Here is a 19025-nt window from a genome sequence, read left to right as displayed (position 1 = left end):
GCGCCAGGACCTGCGCGCGCGCACCGCCCTGCCCGCCGGCATCGCCACCGCCGCGACCTGGAATCCCGACCTGGCCGAGACGGGCGGCGCCATGATCGGCAAGGAGGCCCGTGACTCCGGCTTCAACGTCCAGCTGGCCGGCGGCGTGAACCTGGTCCGCGAGCCGCGCAACGGCCGCAACTTCGAATATGGCGGCGAGGATCCCTGGCTGGCCGGCGTGATGGTCGCGGCCCAGATCCGCGGCATCCAGTCGAACAAGATCATCTCGACGATCAAGCACTACGCCCTGAACGCCCAGGAGACCGGCCGCTTCGTGGTCAGCTCCAACATCGGCGAGACGGCCGCGCGCACGTCGGACCTGCTGGCCTTCCAGTTCGCCATCGAGCAGTCGGACCCGCACTCGGTGATGTGCGCCTATAACCGCGTCAACGGGACCTATGCCTGCGAGAACGACTGGCTGCTGAACACCGTCCTGAAGAAAGACTGGGGCTACAAGGGCTATGTCATGTCCGACTGGGGCGCGGCGCACTCGTCGGCCAAGGCGGCGAATGCGGGCTTGGACCAGGAGTCGGCGGGCGACGCCTTCGACAAGCAGCCCTTCTTCGCCGCGCCGCTGAAGGCCGACCTCGCCGCCGGCCGCGTCAGCCAGGCGCGGATCGACGACATGGCCCGTCGCGTGCTGCGCGCCCTGTTCGCCAGCGGCGCGGTCGACCATCCGGTCCCCACCCCGACCTCGCACGACCTGCCGGCCGCTACCCTGGCCGCCCACGCCAAGGTCACCCAGGCCGACGCCGAGGAGGGCATCGTCCTGTTGAAGAACGATGGCGACCTCTTGCCCCTGGCCAAGACCGCCAAGACCATCGCGGTGATCGGCGCCCACGCCGACGTCGGCGTGCTGTCCGGCGGCGGCTCGTCCCAGGTCTATCCGGCCGGCGGCCGCGCGGTGAAAGGCCTGGAGCCCGCCACCTGGCCGGGCCCGGTGATCTACTATCCCTCGTCGCCGCTGAAGGCGCTGCAGGCGCGCTATCCGGGCGCCAAGATCGTCTATGACGACGGGACCGATCCGGCCCGCGCCGCCAAGCTGGCCGCGCAGAGCGAGCTGGCCCTGGTCTTCGCCGACCAGTGGACCACCGAGTCGGTCGACGCCGAGACCCTGAACCTGCCCAAGAACCAGAACGCCACGATCGACGCGGTGGCTTCGGCCAACAAGAAGACCGTGGTCGTTCTGATCACCGGCGGCCCTGTGGTCATGCCCTGGCTGGACAAGGTCGGCGCCGTGGTCGAGGCCTGGTACCCGGGCACGGCGGGCGGCGAGGCCATCGCCCGCGTCCTGACCGGCGAGGTCGACGCCTCGGGCCGCCTGCCCGTCACCTTCCCCAGGAGCGTGGCCGACCTGCCCCGCCCGAAGCTCGACGGCGATCCGAAGAAGCCTGACGACCTGTTCGACGTGAACTACGACATCGAAGGCGCCGCGGTCGGCTACAAGTGGTACGATCTGAAGAAGATCGAGCCGCTGTTCCCGTTCGGCCACGGCCTGTCCTACAGCAAGTTCGCCTATTCGAACCTGACCGCCAGCGTCGCCGGCGACAAGGTCACCGTCAGCTTCGACGTCAAGAACGTCGGCGCCCGCGCCGGCAAGGACGTGCCGCAGGTCTATGTCTCGCCGAAGGCCGGAGGCTGGGAAGCGCCCAAGCGCCTGGCCGGCTTCAAGAAGGTCGCCCTGGCGCCAGGCGCGACCCAGCGCGTGACCCTGACGGTGGATCCTCGCCTGCTGGCCACCTGGGATCAGGCGGCGCAGGGCTGGTCGATCGCGGCCGGCCAGTACGATGTCGCCCTGGGAGCCTCGTCGCGGGCCCTGGTCGCCACCGCCCCTGTCACCCTGGCCGGGGCCAAGCTGCCGGTGTCGTCCAAGGCTCGCTAGACGGACGCCCCAAAGAAAACGCGCACCGCCGGGAAGGCGGTGCGCGTTCAAGGCGTCCGGAAGAACGACTTGGCCGCGGCTCCAGACGCTGGAGCCGCGGCCCGTCGCTCGCCCCTTTAGAAGCTGGCCCGCAGCACCAGCGTGTAGCGCCGGTCGGCCATGAACCACGAGCGGCCGGTCTTCAGCAGCTCGTTGTTGAGGACCTGGGTGGTGCGGGTGGTCTCGTTCAGCAGGTTCACGCCCTGGACGCCGATCTTCATCTTCGGCGTGATGTTGTAGAAGACCGAACCGTCCAGCTGGCCGCTGGCCTCGTTCATGATCGGCGCGTACGGCACGATCACGTCCCGGACGGTCAGCAGGAAGTCCGAACGCCAGTTGTAGGCCAGGCGCGCCGAGACCGTGTTGGTCTCATAGACCAGCGCGAAGTTGGCGTTGTGCTTGGACAGGCCCTGCAGCGGCAGCTTGCTGGTGTCGACCGTGGTGACGCGGCCGGCGGCCACGTCGGGATCGGTGGCCGACAGCGTGCTTTGCGGCACGCCCGAGCTGTCGATGTAGCTGTAGTTGGCGTTGATCCCCAGCTTGTCGAACGGCTTGGGCAGGAAGTCGTAGAACTGCTGGTAGCCGATCTCGAAGCCCTTGACCGTCGACTTCTTGCTGGAGTTGCCGGGCGTGGTCACCAGAACGTCGAACGTGGCGCCGTTGTTGGTGAACGGTATGCGGGCGGTCGAGTTGAAGTTGACGTCGGTCAGCTGCTTCCAGAAGGCCGCGAAGGTCAGCGAGCCGACCGGGGCGAAGTACCATTCGATCGAGGCGTCGATGTTCTTGGCCTGGGAGGGCTTCAGGTACGGGTTGCCGACCGTCACGTTGCCCGTCGGGCGACCGCCGGTGATGCCTACGGCGTTCGTGTTGCGCGCCAGGTTGTAGTAGTTGCGGGTCAGGCCGATATCGGGCGGGGTGACCGTCTTGGACAGGCCGATCCGGTACTGCAGCCCGTGCGGCATGACGATCTTCATGTTGAAGCTCGGCAGCCAGTATTCGAAGGACGACTTGGCCGTGGAGGGCGTCACCGCCCCGTTGGCCCAGGCGCGGGCCTGGGCGCGCACCGCCGGCGTCAGCTGGCAGAACGGCGACGGAGTCTGGCCGTCCGGGATGGCGGCGCAGTCGGCTTCGGTGGCGAGGCCCGTGGCGTTCGGGAAGGCGGTGAAGCCGTCGGCCACGCGCTTGGTCTTGGTGTAGCGCAGGCCGATGTTGCCGCTGATGCGGGCGTCGCCCATGTCGCCGCGGAAGCGCGTCATCAGATAGGCCGACTGGGTCTTCTCGTTCACAGGATTGATTTCCTGCGGCAGGAAGGGCGTCCCGGCGATGACGTTACAGCGCTGGGCCAGGGGCACCCAGTTCTGCGGACAGCCGCCGGCCAGGCGATCACGCCACTCGTCGCCGACCGACAGCGCGAACTTGGAGACCTCGGCGTAGTTCTCGACCGTATTGCCGGTGTAGAACAGCCGCGGCTGGCCCGCCGTCGGCACGGCCACCTTGCCGCGCAGGAAGTTGTCGAACGCATAGGCCTCGACCTGGGCGGTGCTGTTGGCACCGCCGGGGGTATTGGGGTTGCTGTTGATCGGGTCGTCCATCCAGACCGGCCCGCCGCTGCCCCAGATTTCGGACAGAACGCCCCAGTTGTAGGTCGAGAACCGCGTGGTCTGGTCGCGCTCGGACCAGCGCACGCCGCCCTTCACCGACTCGAACCAGGTGTCGTCGTTGAACTTGTACTCGACGTCCAGCTTGACGGCGTCCTCGGTGCCTTCCGACTGCTCGATGTGGTCCATCGCCGAGCGCCAGAAGTTGTTGTACGGGTCGCTGAAGCTGCCGTGGGTTCCGCGCAGGTACGAGGTGCAGCTGTCGGTGAACGGCGCGCAGGTCGGCAGCGAGGTGCCGTTCGACGGCGGCAGGAAGGTGATGTTCGGCAGCTTCTTGCCGTTCAGCGTGATCGCCGCGTTCTGGAAGGTCGAGCCCCAGATGCCCATGCTGACCGCGTCGACCGACGAGTCCACGTGCTGGGCGTCGAACAGGATTCCCCAGTGCTCGTTGGGGGTCCATTTGAAGTTGAAACCGTAGTCCGAGGTGATCGTCGTCTGGGTCTCGTCGCGGCGGATATTGTTCGACTGCAGGCCGTCGATCGGCGTGCGCGGATCGCTGCCCTGCTGGTCGGCGCGCCAGCCGGTGGTGCCGGTGATCACGCCCTTCGTGAAGACACCGCTGTCGTCGAAGCTAAAGGTCGTGCCTTCGGCCGGACGCGAGTCGCCATTGCTGGTGACGTTGTCGGTGGCGATTTCGACGGCGTGTTCGGTCCAGTCGGCCACGGCCTTCGAGCGCAGGTACTGGAACGCGGCCTGCATCGTGCCGTCGTTGCTCTTCCACTGGGCGGCGAAGGCGCGACCCTCGCGCTTGCGGTCGGTGTCGGTCGAGCGGAACGCCGCGCCGCGCGGGAACCACACGCCCTTCGTGCCATTGCCGCAGTCGGAGACCGCCTGGCCAAGGTTGGTGCGGCAGCCGAAGTTCGACGCCTGGATGGCGTTGCTGCGGTTGGCCAGGCGCGAATTGACGTACGAGGCCAGCAGGCCGAACTCGCCGGCGTTGGTGTCCCAGCGGTTGCTATAGAGGCCGGTGATCGACGGGCGATACTTCTTGATCATGTCGCCGTAGGTCACTTCGGTCGACAGCGACAGGATCTGGCCCTTGCTGTCGAACGGCAGGCGGGTGCGCAGGTTCACCGTGCCCGAGATGCCGCCCTCGATCATGTCGGCCGAGGGGCTCTTGAACACGTCCACGCCGCCCATCAGCTCGGACGGAACGTCGGCGAAGCTGAGGATGCGGCCGTTGTTGGCGGTGAAGGTGTCGCGGCCGTTCAGCTCCGAACGGACGAAGTTCAGGCCGCGAACCACCACGCCCGAGCCTTCGACCGAGAAGTGGTCAGGGTCCACGCCGGCGGCGAAACGGTTGATCGAGACGCCCGGAACGCGCGACAGCGCCTCGGTGACCGAACGGTCCGGCAGGGCCCCGATGTCCTCGGCGGTGATCGAGTCGCCGATGATGTCGGACGACTGCTTCAGCTGCTGGCTGCTCTTGAGGCTCTGCTTGATGCTGGTGACGACCACCTGGTCGACGACCTGGCTGTCGTCCGCCTTGGCCGCGGTCTGCGCCAGAGCCGGTGCGCCGAACACCAGCGCGCCCAGCGCCAGTATCGAGGCGCCATACTTCAGCCTGTTGGCTTTTGAGTCACGTCCGCGAGCGGCGGACGGCCTTTTGGCCGTTCCCATGAATTCCCTCCCCTTGTGTTTCTCGACGAAGCGTCAGCCCCGCCGGCGGTCATGTTACCGTGACCATTTTTGCGCAGGTCACACGAACGAACGATGTTCGTCAAGCATTGTCACGCAGACGCGGTTCGCTTAGCCATAAGGTTTGGGAACGCTACCATTCGGGATGGAGCGCGCATCGTACCGCGCACTCAAACCTTGCTGGGTCGCCTCCCATTCCGTGGTATCGCCACGCGAACCGGATTCTCGATGTCCGGGTGAAACAACGATTACAGCGCGCGACAGCGTTGTCAAACATCCATGTTCGGCACCGTCAAAATCCGGTGCGAGCGTGGCGGGGAGGAAACATGATGACGGCGCGTGTCGTCCGGTCGCGCGTGGACGCGACCTTCAGCCGGTGGGGCGCGCGGGTCTCTTCCCGTCAGCGCGGAATGGGCGGTAGGCTGCGCTCATGACCCCCGTGCGCAAGATCGTGATCGTCGGCGGCGGCACGGCCGGCTGGATGAGCGCGGCCGGCCTCGCCGCGATTCTGAAGGGTCTGCCGGTCTCCATCCAGCTGATCGAGTCGGCCGAGATCGGCACGGTGGGCGTGGGCGAAGCCACGGTGCCGCACATCCGCGACTTCAACGCGCGTGTCGGCCTGGACGAGGCCGACTTCATGCGGCGCACCCAGGCCACCTACAAGCTGGGCATCGAGTTTCGCGACTGGGGCGAGAAGGGCCAGAGCTACATCCACCCGTTCGGGACCTTTGGCCATTCGATCGGCGGCGTCCACTTCCACCAGCATTGGCTGCGGGCCCGGGCCCAGGCCCTGGCGACCGGCCGGCCGTTCGACGCCTTGGAGCGCTACAGCCTGCCGGTCATGGCCGCCCGCGCGGGCAAGTTCGCCCCGCCCGCGAGCGATCCCCGCTCGCTGGGCTCGACCTACAACTACGCCTTCCAGTTCGATGCGGCCCTCTACGCCCTGTACCTGCGCGACCATGCCCAGGCGCGCGGCGTGACGCGGACCGAGGGCAAGATCGTCGCCGTCGACCAGCGCCCGGAAGACGGCTTCGTCACCGCCGTCGTGCTGGAGGACGGCCGCCGGATCGAGGGCGATCTCTTCATCGACTGCTCGGGCTTCCGGGGCTTGCTGATCGAGCAGACCCTGCAAGCGGGCTACGACGACTGGACCCGCTGGCTGCCCTGCGACCGGGCCGTGGCCGTCCCCTGCGCGTCCGTCGAGCCGCCGGTCCCCTATACCCGCGCCACCGCCGACGATAGCGGCTGGCGCTGGCGCATCCCGCTGCAGCATCGCGTCGGCAACGGCTACGTCTATTGCTCGAGCTATATCGACGACGACGAGGCCGCCCGTGTCCTGCTGTCCAAGCTGGACGGCCAGGCCCAGGCGGACCCGCGCGTCCTGCGCTTCGTCACCGGACGCCGGCGCAAGGCCTGGCTGAAGAACGTCGTGGCGATCGGATTGTCGTCAGGCTTCCTTGAGCCGCTGGAGAGCACCTCGATCCACCTGATCCAGGTCGGCATATCGACCCTGCTAGAGCTGTTCCCGAGCCAAGGGTTCGAGGCCGCCGATCAGGACGAGTACAATCGGGTCATGGCGCTGGAGTTCGAGCGGGTGCGCGACTTCCTGGTGCTGCACTACCACGCCACGCAGCGAACCGACTCCGCGTTCTGGAACGACCGACGCACCGGGCCTATTCCCGACAGCCTGGCCTACAAGATGGACCTATTCCGCGAGCGCGGGACCGTGGTCGGCTACAAGGACGGCTTCTTCAAGGAGCCCTCCTGGGTGGCGGTCTATCTGGGCCAGAACATCATGCCCGAGCACTGGGACCCGCTGCTAGACGCCGTCGACGCCGAGCAGGCGGCCAAGATCATGGCCGGGCTGAGCGGCGAGATCAGTCGGGTCGTCGAGGCCATGCCCCGGCACGAGGCCTTCCTGCGGACCGCGGCCGGCGCCGGAGCCGCCGCATGATCGGCTCGGTTCTGGTCGTCGGATCGGGCGTCGACGCCTGGATGACGGCCGCGGCGCTGGCGACCGCGACGCGCGGCGTGACCATCGCCGTCGCCGAGACCGCGCCGCCCAAGCCGGGGCGCATCGCCGCCCTGCCCAGCCTGCGCGGCCTTCACACGCGCCTGGGGCTCTCCGAAGAGATGGTCGCCAAGGTCTGCCGAGCCAGCCCGACTCTGGGCTCGCGTTATGGGGAGGCTGTCGCGCCCTACGGCGAGACCGGCGCCATGCTTGAGGGCGTGCCCTTTCATCACTACTGGCTGCGGGCGGCGGAAGGCGCGCCGCTCGGCGCCTGGAGCCTGGCGGCCCAGGCCGCCGCGCGCGGCCGCTTCGCGCCCGCCAGCCGCGATCCTCGGTCGCCGCTTTCGACCCTGGACCACGGCCTGACCCTCGACGGAGCGGCCTATGCCGAGCTGCTCAAGGCCACCGCCCTGCGCGCCGGCGTCGCCTTGCTGGAGGCGCAAGCCCGCCCCGAGGCCGATCTGCTGGTCGACGCCACCGGGACCGAGGCGCGGCTGATCGGCGACGAGCCCTGGATCGACTGGAGCGCCTGGCTGCCGACCGGCCTGACGATGTCCGCCGAGGAGAACGGCCTGACGCCGCTGTTCACACCGGGCGCGCCGCTGAGGGCGGGCCGTCGAGAGCGCGCGATGGCGGGCAAGGTGGTGGCCGTCGGCGCCGCCCATGGCGCGATCGGAGCGGCGGACGGCGGCGAACTGCACCTGCTGCACGGCGCGATCTCGCGCCTGGTGGCCCTGTTCCCGACGGGCCCCGCGGCGGTCGCGGAGTATAACCGGCTGTCCGAGGCGGCGCTCGAGCGAGCCCGCGACATGGCGATCCTGCGCTGGGGCGCGCTGGACGCGCCGCCCGAGCCGCTGGCCTGGAAGATCGCCCAGTTCGAGAGCCGGGGCCGGGTGGTGATGTACGACGAGGAAATCTGGTCCGAGAGCGCCTGGATCCACGCCTTCCTGGCGCGCGGCGTCGTCCCCCGGCGCTGGGATCCCCTGGCCGAACGGATGCCGCTGGACCGGGCCCGGGCGGTCCTCGAGCGAATGCGCGCGGTGATCGCCCAGACGGCGGAGGCGATGCCGCATGTCTGAGGCTTCCCGCGCGAGAACCGCCGACCCGATCCGCAAAATCCTGATCGTCGGTGGAGGTACGGCGGGCTGGATGACCGCCGCGGCCCTGGCCAAGTCGCTGAAGGCCCGTGACGTCGCGATCACCCTGGTCGAATCCGAGCAGATCGGCACGGTCGGGGTCGGCGAGGCGACGATCCCGCCGATCACCACCTTCAACCAGCTGCTTGGCCTGGACGAGGCGGCGTTCATGCGCGCCACCCAGGCCAGCTTCAAGCTGGCGATCGAGTTCGTCGACTGGATGGGCCCGGGCCACCGCTACCTGCATCCGTTCGGCGGCTTTGGCCTGGATATCGAGGCTCTGAAGTTCCACCAGATCTGGCTGCGCGCCCTGCACGAGGGCTGGGCGCCGCCGATCGACGCCTTCAACCTGTCGGCGCGGGCCTCGCACCTGGGGCGGTTCGCCCTGCCCAGCCGCGATCCGCGCCAGGTGATGTCGAGCCTGAAGTACGCCTTCCACTTCGACGCTGGCCTCTACGCCAAGCACCTGCGCGCCTATGCCGAGCAGCGCGGCGTCGCCCGGATCGAGGGCAAGGTCGCCCACGTCGCCCAGCACGGCGAGACCGGCTTCCTGACATCCGTGACCCTGGACGGCGGCCCGACGCTGGAGGCCGACCTCTTCATCGACTGCTCGGGCTTCCGAGGGCTTCTGATCGAGCAGACCCTGAAGGCCGGCTATGACGACTGGAGCCACTGGCTGCCCAACGACCGCGCGGTGGCCATGCCGTGCGAGACCGGCGGCGATGGCCTGACGCCCTACACCCGCGCCACCGCCGACGCCGCCGGCTGGCGCTGGCGGATCCCGCTGCAGCATCGCACCGGCAATGGCTATGTCTATGCCTCGGCCGACATCAGCGACGACGAGGCCGTGGCCCGGCTGCGCGCCACGCTGGATGGGCCGGCCCTGGCCGAGCCCAACTTCCTGCGCTTCCAGGCCGGCCGGCGTCGCCAGGCCTGGGTCAAGAACGTGGTGGCCATCGGCCTGTCGTCCGGCTTCCTGGAACCGCTGGAAAGCACCTCGATCCACCTGATCCAGGCCGGGATCACCAAGCTCTTGGCCCTGTTCCCGGACAAGGGCTTCGATCCGGTGGAGATCGCCGAGTACAATCGCCTGACGGCTCAGCAGGTCGAGCTGATCCGGGACTTCATCATCCTGCACTTCAAGACCAACGGCCGGACCGAGCCCTACTGGGTCAGGGCTCGCGAAATGGCCATCCCCGAGACCCTGGCGCGCAAGATCGCATTGTTCGCCGCGTCGGGCCGGCTGTTCCAGTCGGACTACGACCTGTTCGCCGAGCCCAGCTGGATCGCCGTGCTGCTGGGCCAGGGCGTGATCCCGCATCGCCACGACCCGCTGGTCGACGCCCTCGACGACGCGATGGTCCGGGGGCAGCTTTCGCGGCTGGCGACGCTGATCCGCCGGACCGCCGAGGCCCTGCCGACCCACGAAGCCTTCATCGCCCGCTATTGCGCCGCTTCGCCAACGCCCGCCGCCAGAGTTCCCGCATGACCGACCACCGCCTGCGCCGCATCGTCATCGTCGGCGGCGGCACCGCCGGCTGGATGACCGCCGCCGCGCTGGGGCGCTTCCTGAAGGACGGCTACACAACCGTCACCCTGGTGGAGTCCGAGGCCATCGGCACGGTCGGCGTCGGCGAGTCGACCATCCCGCAGATCAACATCTTCAACCGGATGCTGGGGCTCGACGAGAACGACTTCGTCCGCAAGACCAAGGCGACCTTCAAGCTGGGTATCGACTTCGTCGACTGGAAGCGTATCGGCCATGCCTATCACCACCCGTTCGGGCCCTACGGCGTCGACATGGAGGGCGTGTCGTTCCACGCCTACTGGCTGAAGCTGCACGCCCTGGGCCTCGAAGACGACCTCGGCGCCTACAGCCTGCAGACGGTCGGCGCGCGGCAAGGCAAGTTCATGCGGCCCAACGGCCAGGCCAACTCGCCGCTGGGCCAGATCGCCTACGCCTTCCAGTTCGACGCGGGCCTCTACGCCCGCTTCCTGCGGGACTACGCCGAGGCGCGCGGGGTCACGCGGCGCGAGGGCCGCATCCAGTCGGTCCAGCAGGACGGCGAGACCGGCTTTGTCACCTCGATCGCCCTGGAGAGCGGCGAGGTCGTCGAAGGCGACCTCTTCGTCGACTGCTCCGGCTTCCGGGGCCTGCTGATCGAGCAGGCCCTGAAGGCCGGCTACGAGGACTGGAGCCAATGGCTGCTCAACGACCGCGCCGTGGCCGTGCCGTGCGCGCTCGGCGGCTCGCTTGCCCCGGTGACCCGCGCGACCGCCCGGCCGCACGGCTGGCAATGGCGCATCCCTCTGCAGCATCGGCTGGGCAACGGCTACGCCTTCTGCAGCCAGTTCGTCAGCGAGGACGAGGCCACGGCGCTGCTGCTGGCCAATCTGGACGGCGAGCCCCTGGCCGAGCCGAACCTGCTGCGTTTCACAGCCGGCCGCCGCAAGAAGACCTGGGACAAGAACGTCGTGGCCATCGGCCTGTCCTCGGGCTTCATGGAGCCGCTGGAGAGCCAGTCGATCCACCTGATCCAGGTCGGCATCGCGCAGCTGCTGGCTCACTTCCCCGATCGCCGCTTCCGGCAGGCCGACACCGACCGCTTCAACCGGGTCATGACCTTCGAGTACGAGACGATCCGGGACTTCCTGATCCTTCACTTCAAGGCCACCCAGCGCGACGACACGCCCTACTGGGACTATTTGCGCGAGATGCCGATCCCCGACTATCTGGCCGACAAGATCGAACTGTTCAAAGGCTCGGGGCGCGTCTTCCGCGAGAACGAGGAGCTGTTCAACGACACCTCGTGGTTCGCGGTGATGATTGGCCAAGGCGTCATGCCCGAAAGCTACGACCCGATGGCCGATTGCATGGACGAGGGACTGTTCAAGGCGCGCATGGCCGAGATCAAGGCCGTGATCGCGCGATCCGCCGAGGTAATGCCGTACCACTTCGCGTTCATCCGGGCCAACTGCGACGCGATGGTAGGCTGAACCGCCCGTTGGCTCTCGGCGCCGGAGAGGCCTACCAGCGCAGCGCCCAGCGCCCGACGATGGCGCCGATCAGGGCCGGCAGCAGGACGCCCAGGCTGTACCAGAGCGCCACGAAGGTGAAGGTGCTCTCCGGGCAGTGCAGGCCATAGACCGTCGCCGCCACGCCGCCCGCGAACAGCCCCGTGGCGAAGCCCGCGGCGACGGGCCGGGTCGGCGCCATGCCGCGCACGGCGAAAAGGCCCAGACCCAGCATCGGCAGACCCAGGATCAGGATGTTCAGGCTGCACGAATGCCAGGAGTGGCCGCGCAGCATGTGCAGAGCCGCCTGGATGTCTGGACTGCCCATCGCCTGGACGACGCCAGCGACCGCGAACAGCGCCAAGGCCGCGCCGCCGACCAGCCAGCCGCGCCGTCCGCCGCCCGCCGGTCGCGACAACCGCTCGATCGCCAGATAGCCGGCGAGGCCCAAGGCGGCGGTGTAGAGCGCCTTCATCCAGAACATGCCGCCCTGAACGGCCTGGCCCAGGTCATGGCGCGGACGCAGCCAGGCCAGCACCAGGACCAGCGCCGCGAGGGCGCCGGCCGCGGCGACCGCGGCCAGGCGGCCGGGGGGCGGACGGAGCGGCGCGCCGTCGGCGGCCAGGGCGTCGATCAGGTCCTCAGTCCGCATGGCGCATCCTCTGGGCCAGGACCTTCAGGGCCCGGTGCAGGGCGACCTTGGCCGCGCCCTCGGAGATACCGGCCCGCGCCCCGGCCTCGGCCAGGGACAGACCCGTCAGCTTGACGTCGGAGACCAGGATCCGCTGCTTGTCGGGCAGGCTGGCCAGGGCCCGGTCCAATTCGATACCGACGGACGGCTCGGGCTCGTCGGCGGCCAGGAATTCGATGTGGTCCTCGATCGGCAGGGTCTGGCGGATCTTCCGCCGCCGCCAGTGGTCGATCAGCTTGTAGCGCGCCACCGCGTGCGCCCAGGCGGTGAACGACTGGGACGGGTCCCAGGTCGACCGCTTCAGATGCACCGCCAGCAGCGTTTCCTGCACAAGATCCTCCACATCACCGGGCGCGCCGGCCATCCGACGCGCGAAATAGGCGCGAAGCCGCGCCCCGAGCAGGGCCAGGCAAGCGCGATAGGCCGGAGCATCGCCCTCCAGCCCGCGCAACATCAGCGCCTTCAAACGAGTCTCGGTCTCCGTCACGCCCACCCCTATTCGCGCGCGAGGTCCCGATGGTTACACAGCCGATCGCGCCCCTGTGAACCTGCCCCACGAGATCGGTCGAAAATTTGTTCGCCGACCAGTGTAACCTCGAACAGTTCCGCTTCGTACTTGCCCATGACCGAGCGGTGATAGGGCCGCCTCGGCGCGAAACGCTTAGGAGAACCTCCATGAACCGCACCGCTTCCGCCGCCCTCGCCGCCGTCATCGCCCTGAGCGCCGGCGTCTCGATGGCCGCCGCCGACGACCACAAGGCCAAGGGCGACACCGAAAAGTGTTACGGCGTGGCCAAGGCCGGCCAGAACGACTGCAAGGCGGGCGCGGGCACCTCGTGCGCCGGCACCTCGAAGGTCGACTACCAGGGCGACGCCTGGAAGATGGTGCCGAAGGGTACCTGCGTCACGACCAAGACCCCCAAGGGCATGGGCTCGCTGACGCCGAAGGCTTAAGCGGTCAATCTCCAAAACATCGTCATCCCGGCCGAAGCGTAGCGTAGAGCCGGGACCCAGGGCCGCCGCACTGCCGCTCGCCTGGGTCCCGGATCGGCCTCGCCGTCCGGGATGACGCGCTGGATATGCTGAAAATGTCCCCCATCGCCGGCCTTGGCCTGAAACCCGAGCACTATGCCGACGCCCTCGCGGCAACGGCTCAGGGCCTGTGGTTCGAGGTCCATCCCGAGAACTACATGTCGGCCGGCGGTCCCAGGCTCTCGGCGCTCGAGGCGATCCGCGCCCAGCGGCCGCTATCGCTGCACGGCGTGGGCCTGTCGCTGGCCGCCGACGCCGATCCGGACGCTCGACACCTCGCGGCGCTCAAACGCCTTGTCGACCGGTTCGAGCCGTTCGTCGTCTCCGAGCACCTGGCCTGGTCCACCCATCGTGGCGCGCACCAGCCCGACCTGCTGCCCTTCCCGCGCACGAAGGCGGCGCTGGCCCGCATCGCCGACAATATCGACCAGATGCAGACGGCGCTGGGCCGCCGCGTGCTGATCGAGAACCCGTCGCTTTACCTGCCGCTGAAGGGCCACGACCTCGACGAGGTCGACTTCCTGAAGGCGCTGGTCGCGCGCACCGGCTGCGGCCTGCTGGTCGACGTCAACAACGTCTTCGTCAGCGCCAGCAACCTCGGCTACAGCGCCGAGGCCTATCTCGACGCCCTGCCGGCCGAGGCGATCGGCGAGATCCACCTGGCCGGCCACGGCCCCGACGAAGGCGGCTCCGGCCTCCTGATCGACACCCACGGCGCGCCGGTGGCCGAGCCGGTCTGGGCTCTCTATCGCCGCCTGATCCGCCGCATCGGCCCTCGCCCGACGCTCATTGAGCGCGACGACGACATCCCCGCTTTCGCGACGCTGATGGCCGAGCGTGACCGCGCCGCCGCCGAGCTCTCCGCCCTGGAGGCTGTCCATGCCTGAGCTGCTCGATTTCCAGGACGCCTTCGTCGCCGCGATCGGCGGCCAGCGCGCGGCCCTGTCCCCCTGGCTGGACGAGGGCGAGCACCCCGGCCTCGCTGTCTATCGCAACACCATCGCCAAGGGCTGCGTCGACGCCCTGGCCGCCAACTTCCCCACCGTGCAATCGATGGTCGGCGAGGACTGGTTCCGCGCCGCCGCCGCCCTGTTCGCCCGCGAGGCGCCGCCGGCCAGCGCCGCCCTGCTGGACTATGGCGAGGCCTTCCCGGTCTGGCTGGAGCGCTTCCCGCCCGCCGCCGAGCTGCCGTACCTGGCCGGGATCGCGCACCTCGACCGCCTGTGGACCGAGGCGCTGTTCGCCGTCGAGGCGCCGGTGTTGGACGCCCAGGCCCTGTCGCACTTGCCCCCGGAGACCCTCGCCGAGACGAGGCTGACGCTCCACCCCGGCGTCCGCTTCGACGCCTTCGACGCTGGCCTGCCCAGCCTGTGGCGCGCGGCCCGCGACGGCGCCGAGGAGCTCGAACTCTCCGAGACGCCCGAGACCCTGCTTCTGGTCCGCCGGGGCGAGACGGTGGCCAGCCGGGTCGTTGGCGCCGCCGAGACGGCCTTCTTGCGCGCCTGCCGCGATGGACTCACCGCCGGTCAGGCGGCCGAAGCCGCCACGACCGCTGATCCGCACGCCCCCTTTGCTTCCCTGTTCGCCGCCTTGATCGCCGACGGCGTGTTCGCCGCTCGCCTCTGAAGGATACTCCCATGACCAACTTTTCGACGGCGCTGCGCGCGCCGATAACCCTGCTCGCCCGTACCGCTGAAAAGCTGCTGCCCGAGGACCTGCTGCTGCTGGTCGCTCGCCTGGGCGTGGCCTCCGTCTTCTTCCTGTCAGGCCGCACCAAGGTCGACGGGATTCTTCACATCACAGACGGGACCTACGCCCTGTTCGAGAGCGAGTACCACGTGCCGCTGCTGCCGCCGGACATCGCCGCACACGCGGCGACCTACTCAGAGCACCTGTTCTCGATCCTGCTGGTGCTGGGCCTGTTCACCCGCGTCTCCGCCCTGGCCTTCCTGGGCATGACGGCGGTGATCGAGATCTTCGTCTATCCCGACGCGTGGCCCACCCACCTGTCATGGGCGGGCCTGCTGCTGCCGCTTATCGCGCGCGGAAGCGGACGGTTCGGGCTGGATCGAGTGCTGAAGATCCCCTGAGCTCCCCTCTCCTCCGACTTTCCCGGCGAATGCCGGGACCCAGATCGTAAGACTGCGAGGCGCATGCAAAAACGCCCGCGATCCTCTTGGAGGCGGGCGCTCTGGCATCTGGGCCCCGGCCTTCGCCGGGGAGATCGGCGACGTTAATGGATGGTCGGCGCGCGCGGCACGGGCTTACGCCACAGCTGCGAGCTCAGGGCGTTGGCGAGCCCCACCCAGCCAAGGTCCGGGGCCGCGCCGCCGCCCACCTTGCGCGCCTCGATGGCGTAGGCCGCCGAGGCCGCCAGCGAGGCCGTGGCCGCGCTGAGCCCGCCGCCCAGGCGCTTGGCGCCAAGGCCCAGCCACAGGGCGTTGAAGCCCTGCACCAGGCTCCAGATCGTCAGGGCGCGGGTGCGGGCGGGGCTGGACGGGGCGTTCCAGGTGCGCAGGCCCGACAAGGTCATGGCGATGAACAGCGGCGGCAGCAGCAGGCTGGTCAGGGGCTTGGGCTGGTGGGCCACCGGCTCGTGCATCTCGGCGAACTCGACGGCGTACATCTCGTCGTCCAGCACCTTCTCGTGCCGCCGCCCCATCAGCAGCGCCGCCACGATCGCGCCGCTGGCCAGGGCCGCGCCCACCGCGATTTGGCCGGCCGGGTGGAAGTCCTTCCGCTGGTCCAGCTCGAACGCCTCGCGGCCGGGCAGAGCGCGCTCGCGCGACTTTCCGTGGGCGATGTGCATGGCGGAACTCCCTGTTGAACTCGCAAGGTCAAACAGCCCAGCTCAAGCCTTGGTTCCAGGGCGGCCGAGCTCGCCGCATCATGGCGCGATCCGTGCGCGGCGCCACCCGAAAATGACGGCGACCGAAGCCCGTCCGCCGCTCCGATGCTCCGCCTCAAAAGCTTGCGTCAATTCGTCGCGGCGATGCACGGGCGCACGCAAAGACCTTGCGCCTAAAACGGTTGCGCGCGGACAAAGCGCCCCAATCCGGGGACGGTCGCCGATCGATTAAGATCCAATTCACGCATCCTGTGGCGTTTTTGCTCTCCGCGTTGGGGGGAGTGGGCGTCATGCGTGTGAAGTTGTCCGGGGCCATGAGCCTGTTCGGCGCGGCCCTGGCCGTGGGTCTGGTGCTCCTGACGGCCGGTTCGTGGAACGCGATCGCCAACCAGCGGATCGGCGGCCCGCTCTACCGGCAGATCGTGGCCGGCAAGGACCTGACCGCCGACATCCTGCCGCCGCCGATGTACGTGATCGAGGCCTATCTCGACGCCCAGACGGCCTATTTCACCCGCACGCCGGACTCCGCGCGCTGGGCCGCCGGCGAGCTCAAGCGCCTGCGCGGCGAGTACGAGGCCCGCGTCGCCTATTGGCGGACGACCGACGTCGACCCGCAGGTGAAGCAGATCCTGCTCGTCGACTCCGACACCCACGCCAAAACGATGCTGGACGCGGCCGACCGACTGGTCGCCGCCGTCGAGACCGGCGACCAGGCCGGCGCCGACGCCGCCTACGCCGCGTTGAAGACCGCTTATGCCGCCCATCGCGCCCAGGTCGACAAGGCCACGCCCACGATCGGCGCGGACAACGCCGCCGTCGAGGCCACCGCCCATCGCAAGCAGGTCTGGGACCTGACCGTGATGGCCGGCCTGACCCTGCTGCTGGGCGGGCTAATCCTGGGCGGCGTCTGGGCACTGCGCCGCGCCGTGGTGCGTCCCGTCGAGGCCATCACCGCCTACATGGCCAAGCTGGCCAAGGGCGACTACGAGAACGAGGTGCCGTTCGCGAGACGCTCCGACGAACTGGGAGAGATGGCCAAATCGATCGCCGTGTTCCGCGAGGCCGCGCTGGAGCGTCGGGCCCTGCGCGACCGCGAGGACCAGGCCCGCCTGGACACCGAGCAAAGCCGCCTCGCCGCCGAGGCCGAGCGCCGCGCCGCAGAGGATGCGCGTCGCGAGGCCATGGACGGCCTGGCCCAGGGCCTGGCCCGCCTGGCCGGCGGCCAGATCGGCGCGCGCCTGAACAAGGCCTTCCACCCCGACTACGAACGCCTGCGCCACGACTTCAACGCCACGGCCGAGACCCTCAACGCCACGCTCGGCGATATCGGGACCTCGTCGCGCGGGGTCCATGTCGGCGCGGCCGAGATCGCCCAGGCCGCCGACGACCTGTCCCGGCGCACCGAGCAACAGGCCGCCAGCCTGGAACAGACCGCCGCTGCGCTGAACGAAATCACCGGCGCCGTGCGTCAGGCCGCCGACAGCGCCGGCCGCGCCAACGGCATGGTCGAGGCCGCCCGCGAGGAGGCCCGCGCCACCGAGGTCTCGGTGCGCGACGCCGTCATCGCCGTGCGCGAGATCGAGACCGCCTCGGCCCAGATCAGCCGGATCATCGGCGTCATCGACGAGATCGCCTTCCAGACCAACCTTCTGGCCCTGAACGCCGGCGTCGAGGCCGCCCGCGCCGGCGAAAGCGGCAAGGGCTTCGCGGTCGTCGCTCAGGAGGTCCGAGCCCTGGCCCAGCGCTCGGCCGAGGCCGCCAAGGAGATCAAGGTCCTGATCGGCGCGGCCACCGACAAGGTCGAGGTCGGCGTCACCCTGGTCGACCGCACCGGTTCGGCGCTCGGCAGCATCATCCAGCGCGTCAGCGACATCTCCGAGCTGGTGGCCGAGATCGCCACCGCCGCCAAGGAGCAGGCCCTGAGCCTGGGCCAGGTCAACAGCGCCGTGAACCAGATGGACCAGATGACCCAGCAGAACGCGGCCATGGTCGAGGAAACGACCGCCGCCGCCCACTCGCTAAAGGGCGAGGCCTCGCGGCTGGGCGAACTGGTCGAGAAGTTCGACAACCAGCCGGCGCGCGCGGCGGCCTAAAAAGCTTACGACGACGGCAGCTCGCCCATGGCCGACTGCAGGTAGTTGGCCTCGCCCAGCGACTTGACCAGCGACAGCTGGGTCTCGAGGAAGTCGATGTGCTCCTCGGTGTCGCTGAGGATCTCGCGCAGCAGTTCGCGGCTGACATAGTCGCGGGCCTGCTCGCACTGGATGATGCCGGGGATCAGGGTCTCGCGACCGCCCAGCTCGACCTGCAGGTCGCTGTTCAGGCACTCGGGGACCGTCTCGCCGATCTTGAGCTTGTGCAGGTCCTGGAGGTTCGGAAGCCCTTCCAGGAACAGGATGCGGTTGATCAGCATGTCGGCGTGCTTCATCTCGCCGATCGACTCGTCATAGGTGATCTTGCCGAGACGCTTGAAGCCCCAGTTGTCGTACATCCGCGCGTGCAGGAAGTACTGGTTGACCGCCGTCAGCTCATTGGTGAGCACCGCGTTGAGCAGTCGGATGATGCCCGGATCGCCCTGCATGGCGGCCTCCTTGGATTCGTCTGTGGGCGAACCTGAAGCAGGCCGGAAGCGGCTTCAACAGGATTGTCTGCGACTGTTTCGCGCTCTCACGAAAAGCCGTGGAGAGCTGGGCCTATTCGGCGGCGTAGGCCAGGGCCTCGCGGCTTTCCTGAATCATCTCGCGCATCTCGCAGACGCACTTGGCGCACTGCGCTTGGCAACCGTGATGACGGAAGATGTCGGCCGGCCGCTGGGCGCCGGAGTCGATGGCGGCGCGCACCTGACGCTCGCGGATCCCGTTACAATTGCAGACGTACAAGGAAGAACGCCCTACCGAATGAGTTTCATTCTCATCTAGCTCACGGCGAGGCATTTTGCAAGTGACTCTCATTGTAACGGATGAAGCACGCTCAAATCCTCCCCTACGGGGAGGTGGTCGCGCAGCGACCGGAGGGGGAAGTCGATGAATACGCCCC

General features: G+C 68.8%; 16 protein-coding genes. 10 read left to right on the top strand and 6 right to left on the bottom strand.

Going from position 1 to position 19025, the window contains the following annotated elements; translation table 11 throughout:
- Positions 1-1921 (top strand): beta-glucosidase (locus DI526_RS19775; protein WP_304281552.1); only part of this gene is annotated, 1921 nt, incomplete at its 5' end.
- 116 nt (positions 1922-2037) lie between these two features.
- Here DI526_RS19775 and DI526_RS19770 read toward each other — a convergent pair.
- Positions 2038-5238, bottom strand: a complete 3201-nt coding sequence (locus tag DI526_RS19770) for a TonB-dependent receptor (RefSeq protein WP_304281549.1) — start codon at positions 5236-5238, stop codon at positions 2038-2040.
- 448 nt (positions 5239-5686) lie between these two features.
- Here DI526_RS19770 and DI526_RS19765 point away from each other — a divergent pair, with 448 nt between their 5' ends.
- The 4 genes from DI526_RS19765 to DI526_RS19750 are packed head-to-tail and all read left to right on the top strand — an operon-like array spanning position 5687 to position 11400.
- Entirely contained in the window at positions 5687-7210 is a 1524-nt protein-coding gene (locus tag DI526_RS19765) for a tryptophan halogenase family protein (protein ID WP_304281546.1), read from the top strand.
- Positions 7207-8346, top strand: a complete 1140-nt coding sequence (locus DI526_RS19760) for a tryptophan 7-halogenase (protein ID WP_304281543.1) — start codon at positions 7207-7209, stop codon at positions 8344-8346. The genes DI526_RS19765 and DI526_RS19760 overlap by 4 nt, the downstream gene beginning before the upstream one ends.
- On the top strand, positions 8339-9892 hold the full coding sequence (locus DI526_RS19755; protein ID WP_304281540.1) for a tryptophan halogenase family protein: 1554 nt from the start codon (positions 8339-8341) through the stop codon (positions 9890-9892). The genes DI526_RS19760 and DI526_RS19755 overlap by 8 nt, the downstream gene beginning before the upstream one ends.
- The gene (locus DI526_RS19750; RefSeq protein WP_304281537.1) at positions 9889-11400 is read left to right on the top strand and encodes a tryptophan halogenase family protein; all 1512 of its coding nucleotides are present in this window, start codon (positions 9889-9891) and stop codon (positions 11398-11400) included. The genes DI526_RS19755 and DI526_RS19750 overlap by 4 nt, the downstream gene beginning before the upstream one ends.
- A 31-nt stretch (positions 11401-11431) precedes the next feature.
- On the opposite strand, the gene nrsF is transcribed toward DI526_RS19750, so the two are convergent.
- Entirely contained in the window at positions 11432-12070 is a 639-nt protein-coding gene (gene nrsF, locus DI526_RS19745; RefSeq protein ID WP_304281533.1) for an anti-sigma-F factor NrsF, read from the bottom strand.
- Positions 12060-12596, bottom strand: coding sequence for a sigma-70 family RNA polymerase sigma factor (locus tag DI526_RS19740; protein ID WP_304281530.1), 537 nt, complete (start codon positions 12594-12596; stop codon positions 12060-12062). Before DI526_RS19740 ends, nrsF begins: the two co-directional genes overlap by 11 nt.
- Positions 12597-12784: 188 nt before the next feature.
- Between DI526_RS19740 and DI526_RS19735 the strand changes: the two genes are divergently transcribed.
- From DI526_RS19735 to DI526_RS19720, 4 genes are all read left to right on the top strand, one after another.
- A complete protein-coding gene (locus DI526_RS19735; RefSeq protein WP_304281527.1) occupies positions 12785-13063 on the top strand; it encodes a DUF2282 domain-containing protein in 279 nt (92 codons plus the stop codon).
- Between the two features lie 134 nt (positions 13064-13197).
- Positions 13198-14028 (top strand): DUF692 domain-containing protein, encoded by an 831-nt coding sequence (locus DI526_RS19730; protein ID WP_304281524.1) that lies wholly within the window; start codon positions 13198-13200, stop codon positions 14026-14028.
- Positions 14021-14767, top strand: coding sequence for a DNA-binding domain-containing protein (locus DI526_RS19725; protein ID WP_304281522.1), 747 nt, complete (start codon positions 14021-14023; stop codon positions 14765-14767). Before DI526_RS19730 ends, DI526_RS19725 begins: the two co-directional genes overlap by 8 nt.
- Positions 14768-14778: 11 nt before the next feature.
- The gene (locus tag DI526_RS19720; RefSeq protein ID WP_304281520.1) at positions 14779-15231 is read left to right on the top strand and encodes a DoxX family protein; all 453 of its coding nucleotides are present in this window, start codon (positions 14779-14781) and stop codon (positions 15229-15231) included.
- Between the two features lie 143 nt (positions 15232-15374).
- Here DI526_RS19720 and DI526_RS19715 read toward each other — a convergent pair whose 3' ends face one another.
- Entirely contained in the window at positions 15375-15950 is a 576-nt protein-coding gene (locus DI526_RS19715) for a tryptophan-rich sensory protein (RefSeq protein ID WP_304281517.1), read from the bottom strand.
- 329 nt (positions 15951-16279) lie between these two features.
- Here DI526_RS19715 and DI526_RS19710 point away from each other — a divergent pair, with 329 nt between their 5' ends.
- Positions 16280-18082, top strand: coding sequence for a methyl-accepting chemotaxis protein (locus DI526_RS19710; RefSeq protein ID WP_304281515.1), 1803 nt, complete (start codon positions 16280-16282; stop codon positions 18080-18082).
- Positions 18083-18087: 5 nt separating this feature from the next.
- On the opposite strand, the gene bfr is transcribed toward DI526_RS19710, so the two are convergent.
- Positions 18088-18570: a bacterioferritin gene (gene bfr, locus DI526_RS19705; protein WP_304281512.1), complete on the bottom strand. Its 483-nt coding sequence runs from the start codon at positions 18568-18570 to the stop codon at positions 18088-18090.
- A gap of 112 nt (positions 18571-18682) precedes the next feature.
- Positions 18683-18868: a bacterioferritin-associated ferredoxin gene (locus DI526_RS19700; RefSeq protein WP_304281509.1), complete on the bottom strand. Its 186-nt coding sequence runs from the start codon at positions 18866-18868 to the stop codon at positions 18683-18685.
- Positions 18869-19025 lie beyond the last annotated feature (157 nt).

It is taken from the genome of Caulobacter segnis (assembly GCF_003243465.1).
GTDB classification, from domain to species: domain Bacteria; phylum Pseudomonadota; class Alphaproteobacteria; order Caulobacterales; family Caulobacteraceae; genus Caulobacter; species Caulobacter segnis_A.
Note: the sequence above shows the minus strand (reverse complement) of the source record. Positions and strands in the feature narration are given on the sequence as shown.

Coding starts and splice junctions, on each gene's coding strand:
- DI526_RS19730 (WP_304281524.1), top strand. CDS start 13,198: ATGTCCCCCATCGCCGGCCTTGGCCTGAAACCCGAGCACTATGCCGAC.
- nrsF (WP_304281533.1), bottom strand. CDS start 12,070: ATGCGGACTGAGGACCTGATCGACGCCCTGGCCGCCGACGGCGCGCCG.
- DI526_RS19755 (WP_304281540.1), top strand. CDS start 8,339: ATGTCTGAGGCTTCCCGCGCGAGAACCGCCGACCCGATCCGCAAAATC.
- DI526_RS19720 (WP_304281520.1), top strand. CDS start 14,779: ATGACCAACTTTTCGACGGCGCTGCGCGCGCCGATAACCCTGCTCGCC.
- DI526_RS19760 (WP_304281543.1), top strand. CDS start 7,207: ATGATCGGCTCGGTTCTGGTCGTCGGATCGGGCGTCGACGCCTGGATG.
- DI526_RS19765 (WP_304281546.1), top strand. CDS start 5,687: ATGACCCCCGTGCGCAAGATCGTGATCGTCGGCGGCGGCACGGCCGGC.
- DI526_RS19725 (WP_304281522.1), top strand. CDS start 14,021: ATGCCTGAGCTGCTCGATTTCCAGGACGCCTTCGTCGCCGCGATCGGC.
- DI526_RS19750 (WP_304281537.1), top strand. CDS start 9,889: ATGACCGACCACCGCCTGCGCCGCATCGTCATCGTCGGCGGCGGCACC.
- DI526_RS19735 (WP_304281527.1), top strand. CDS start 12,785: ATGAACCGCACCGCTTCCGCCGCCCTCGCCGCCGTCATCGCCCTGAGC.
- DI526_RS19715 (WP_304281517.1), bottom strand. CDS start 15,950: ATGCACATCGCCCACGGAAAGTCGCGCGAGCGCGCTCTGCCCGGCCGC.
- DI526_RS19710 (WP_304281515.1), top strand. CDS start 16,280: ATGCGTGTGAAGTTGTCCGGGGCCATGAGCCTGTTCGGCGCGGCCCTG.
- DI526_RS19770 (WP_304281549.1), bottom strand. CDS start 5,238: ATGGGAACGGCCAAAAGGCCGTCCGCCGCTCGCGGACGTGACTCAAAA.
- bfr (WP_304281512.1), bottom strand. CDS start 18,570: ATGCAGGGCGATCCGGGCATCATCCGACTGCTCAACGCGGTGCTCACC.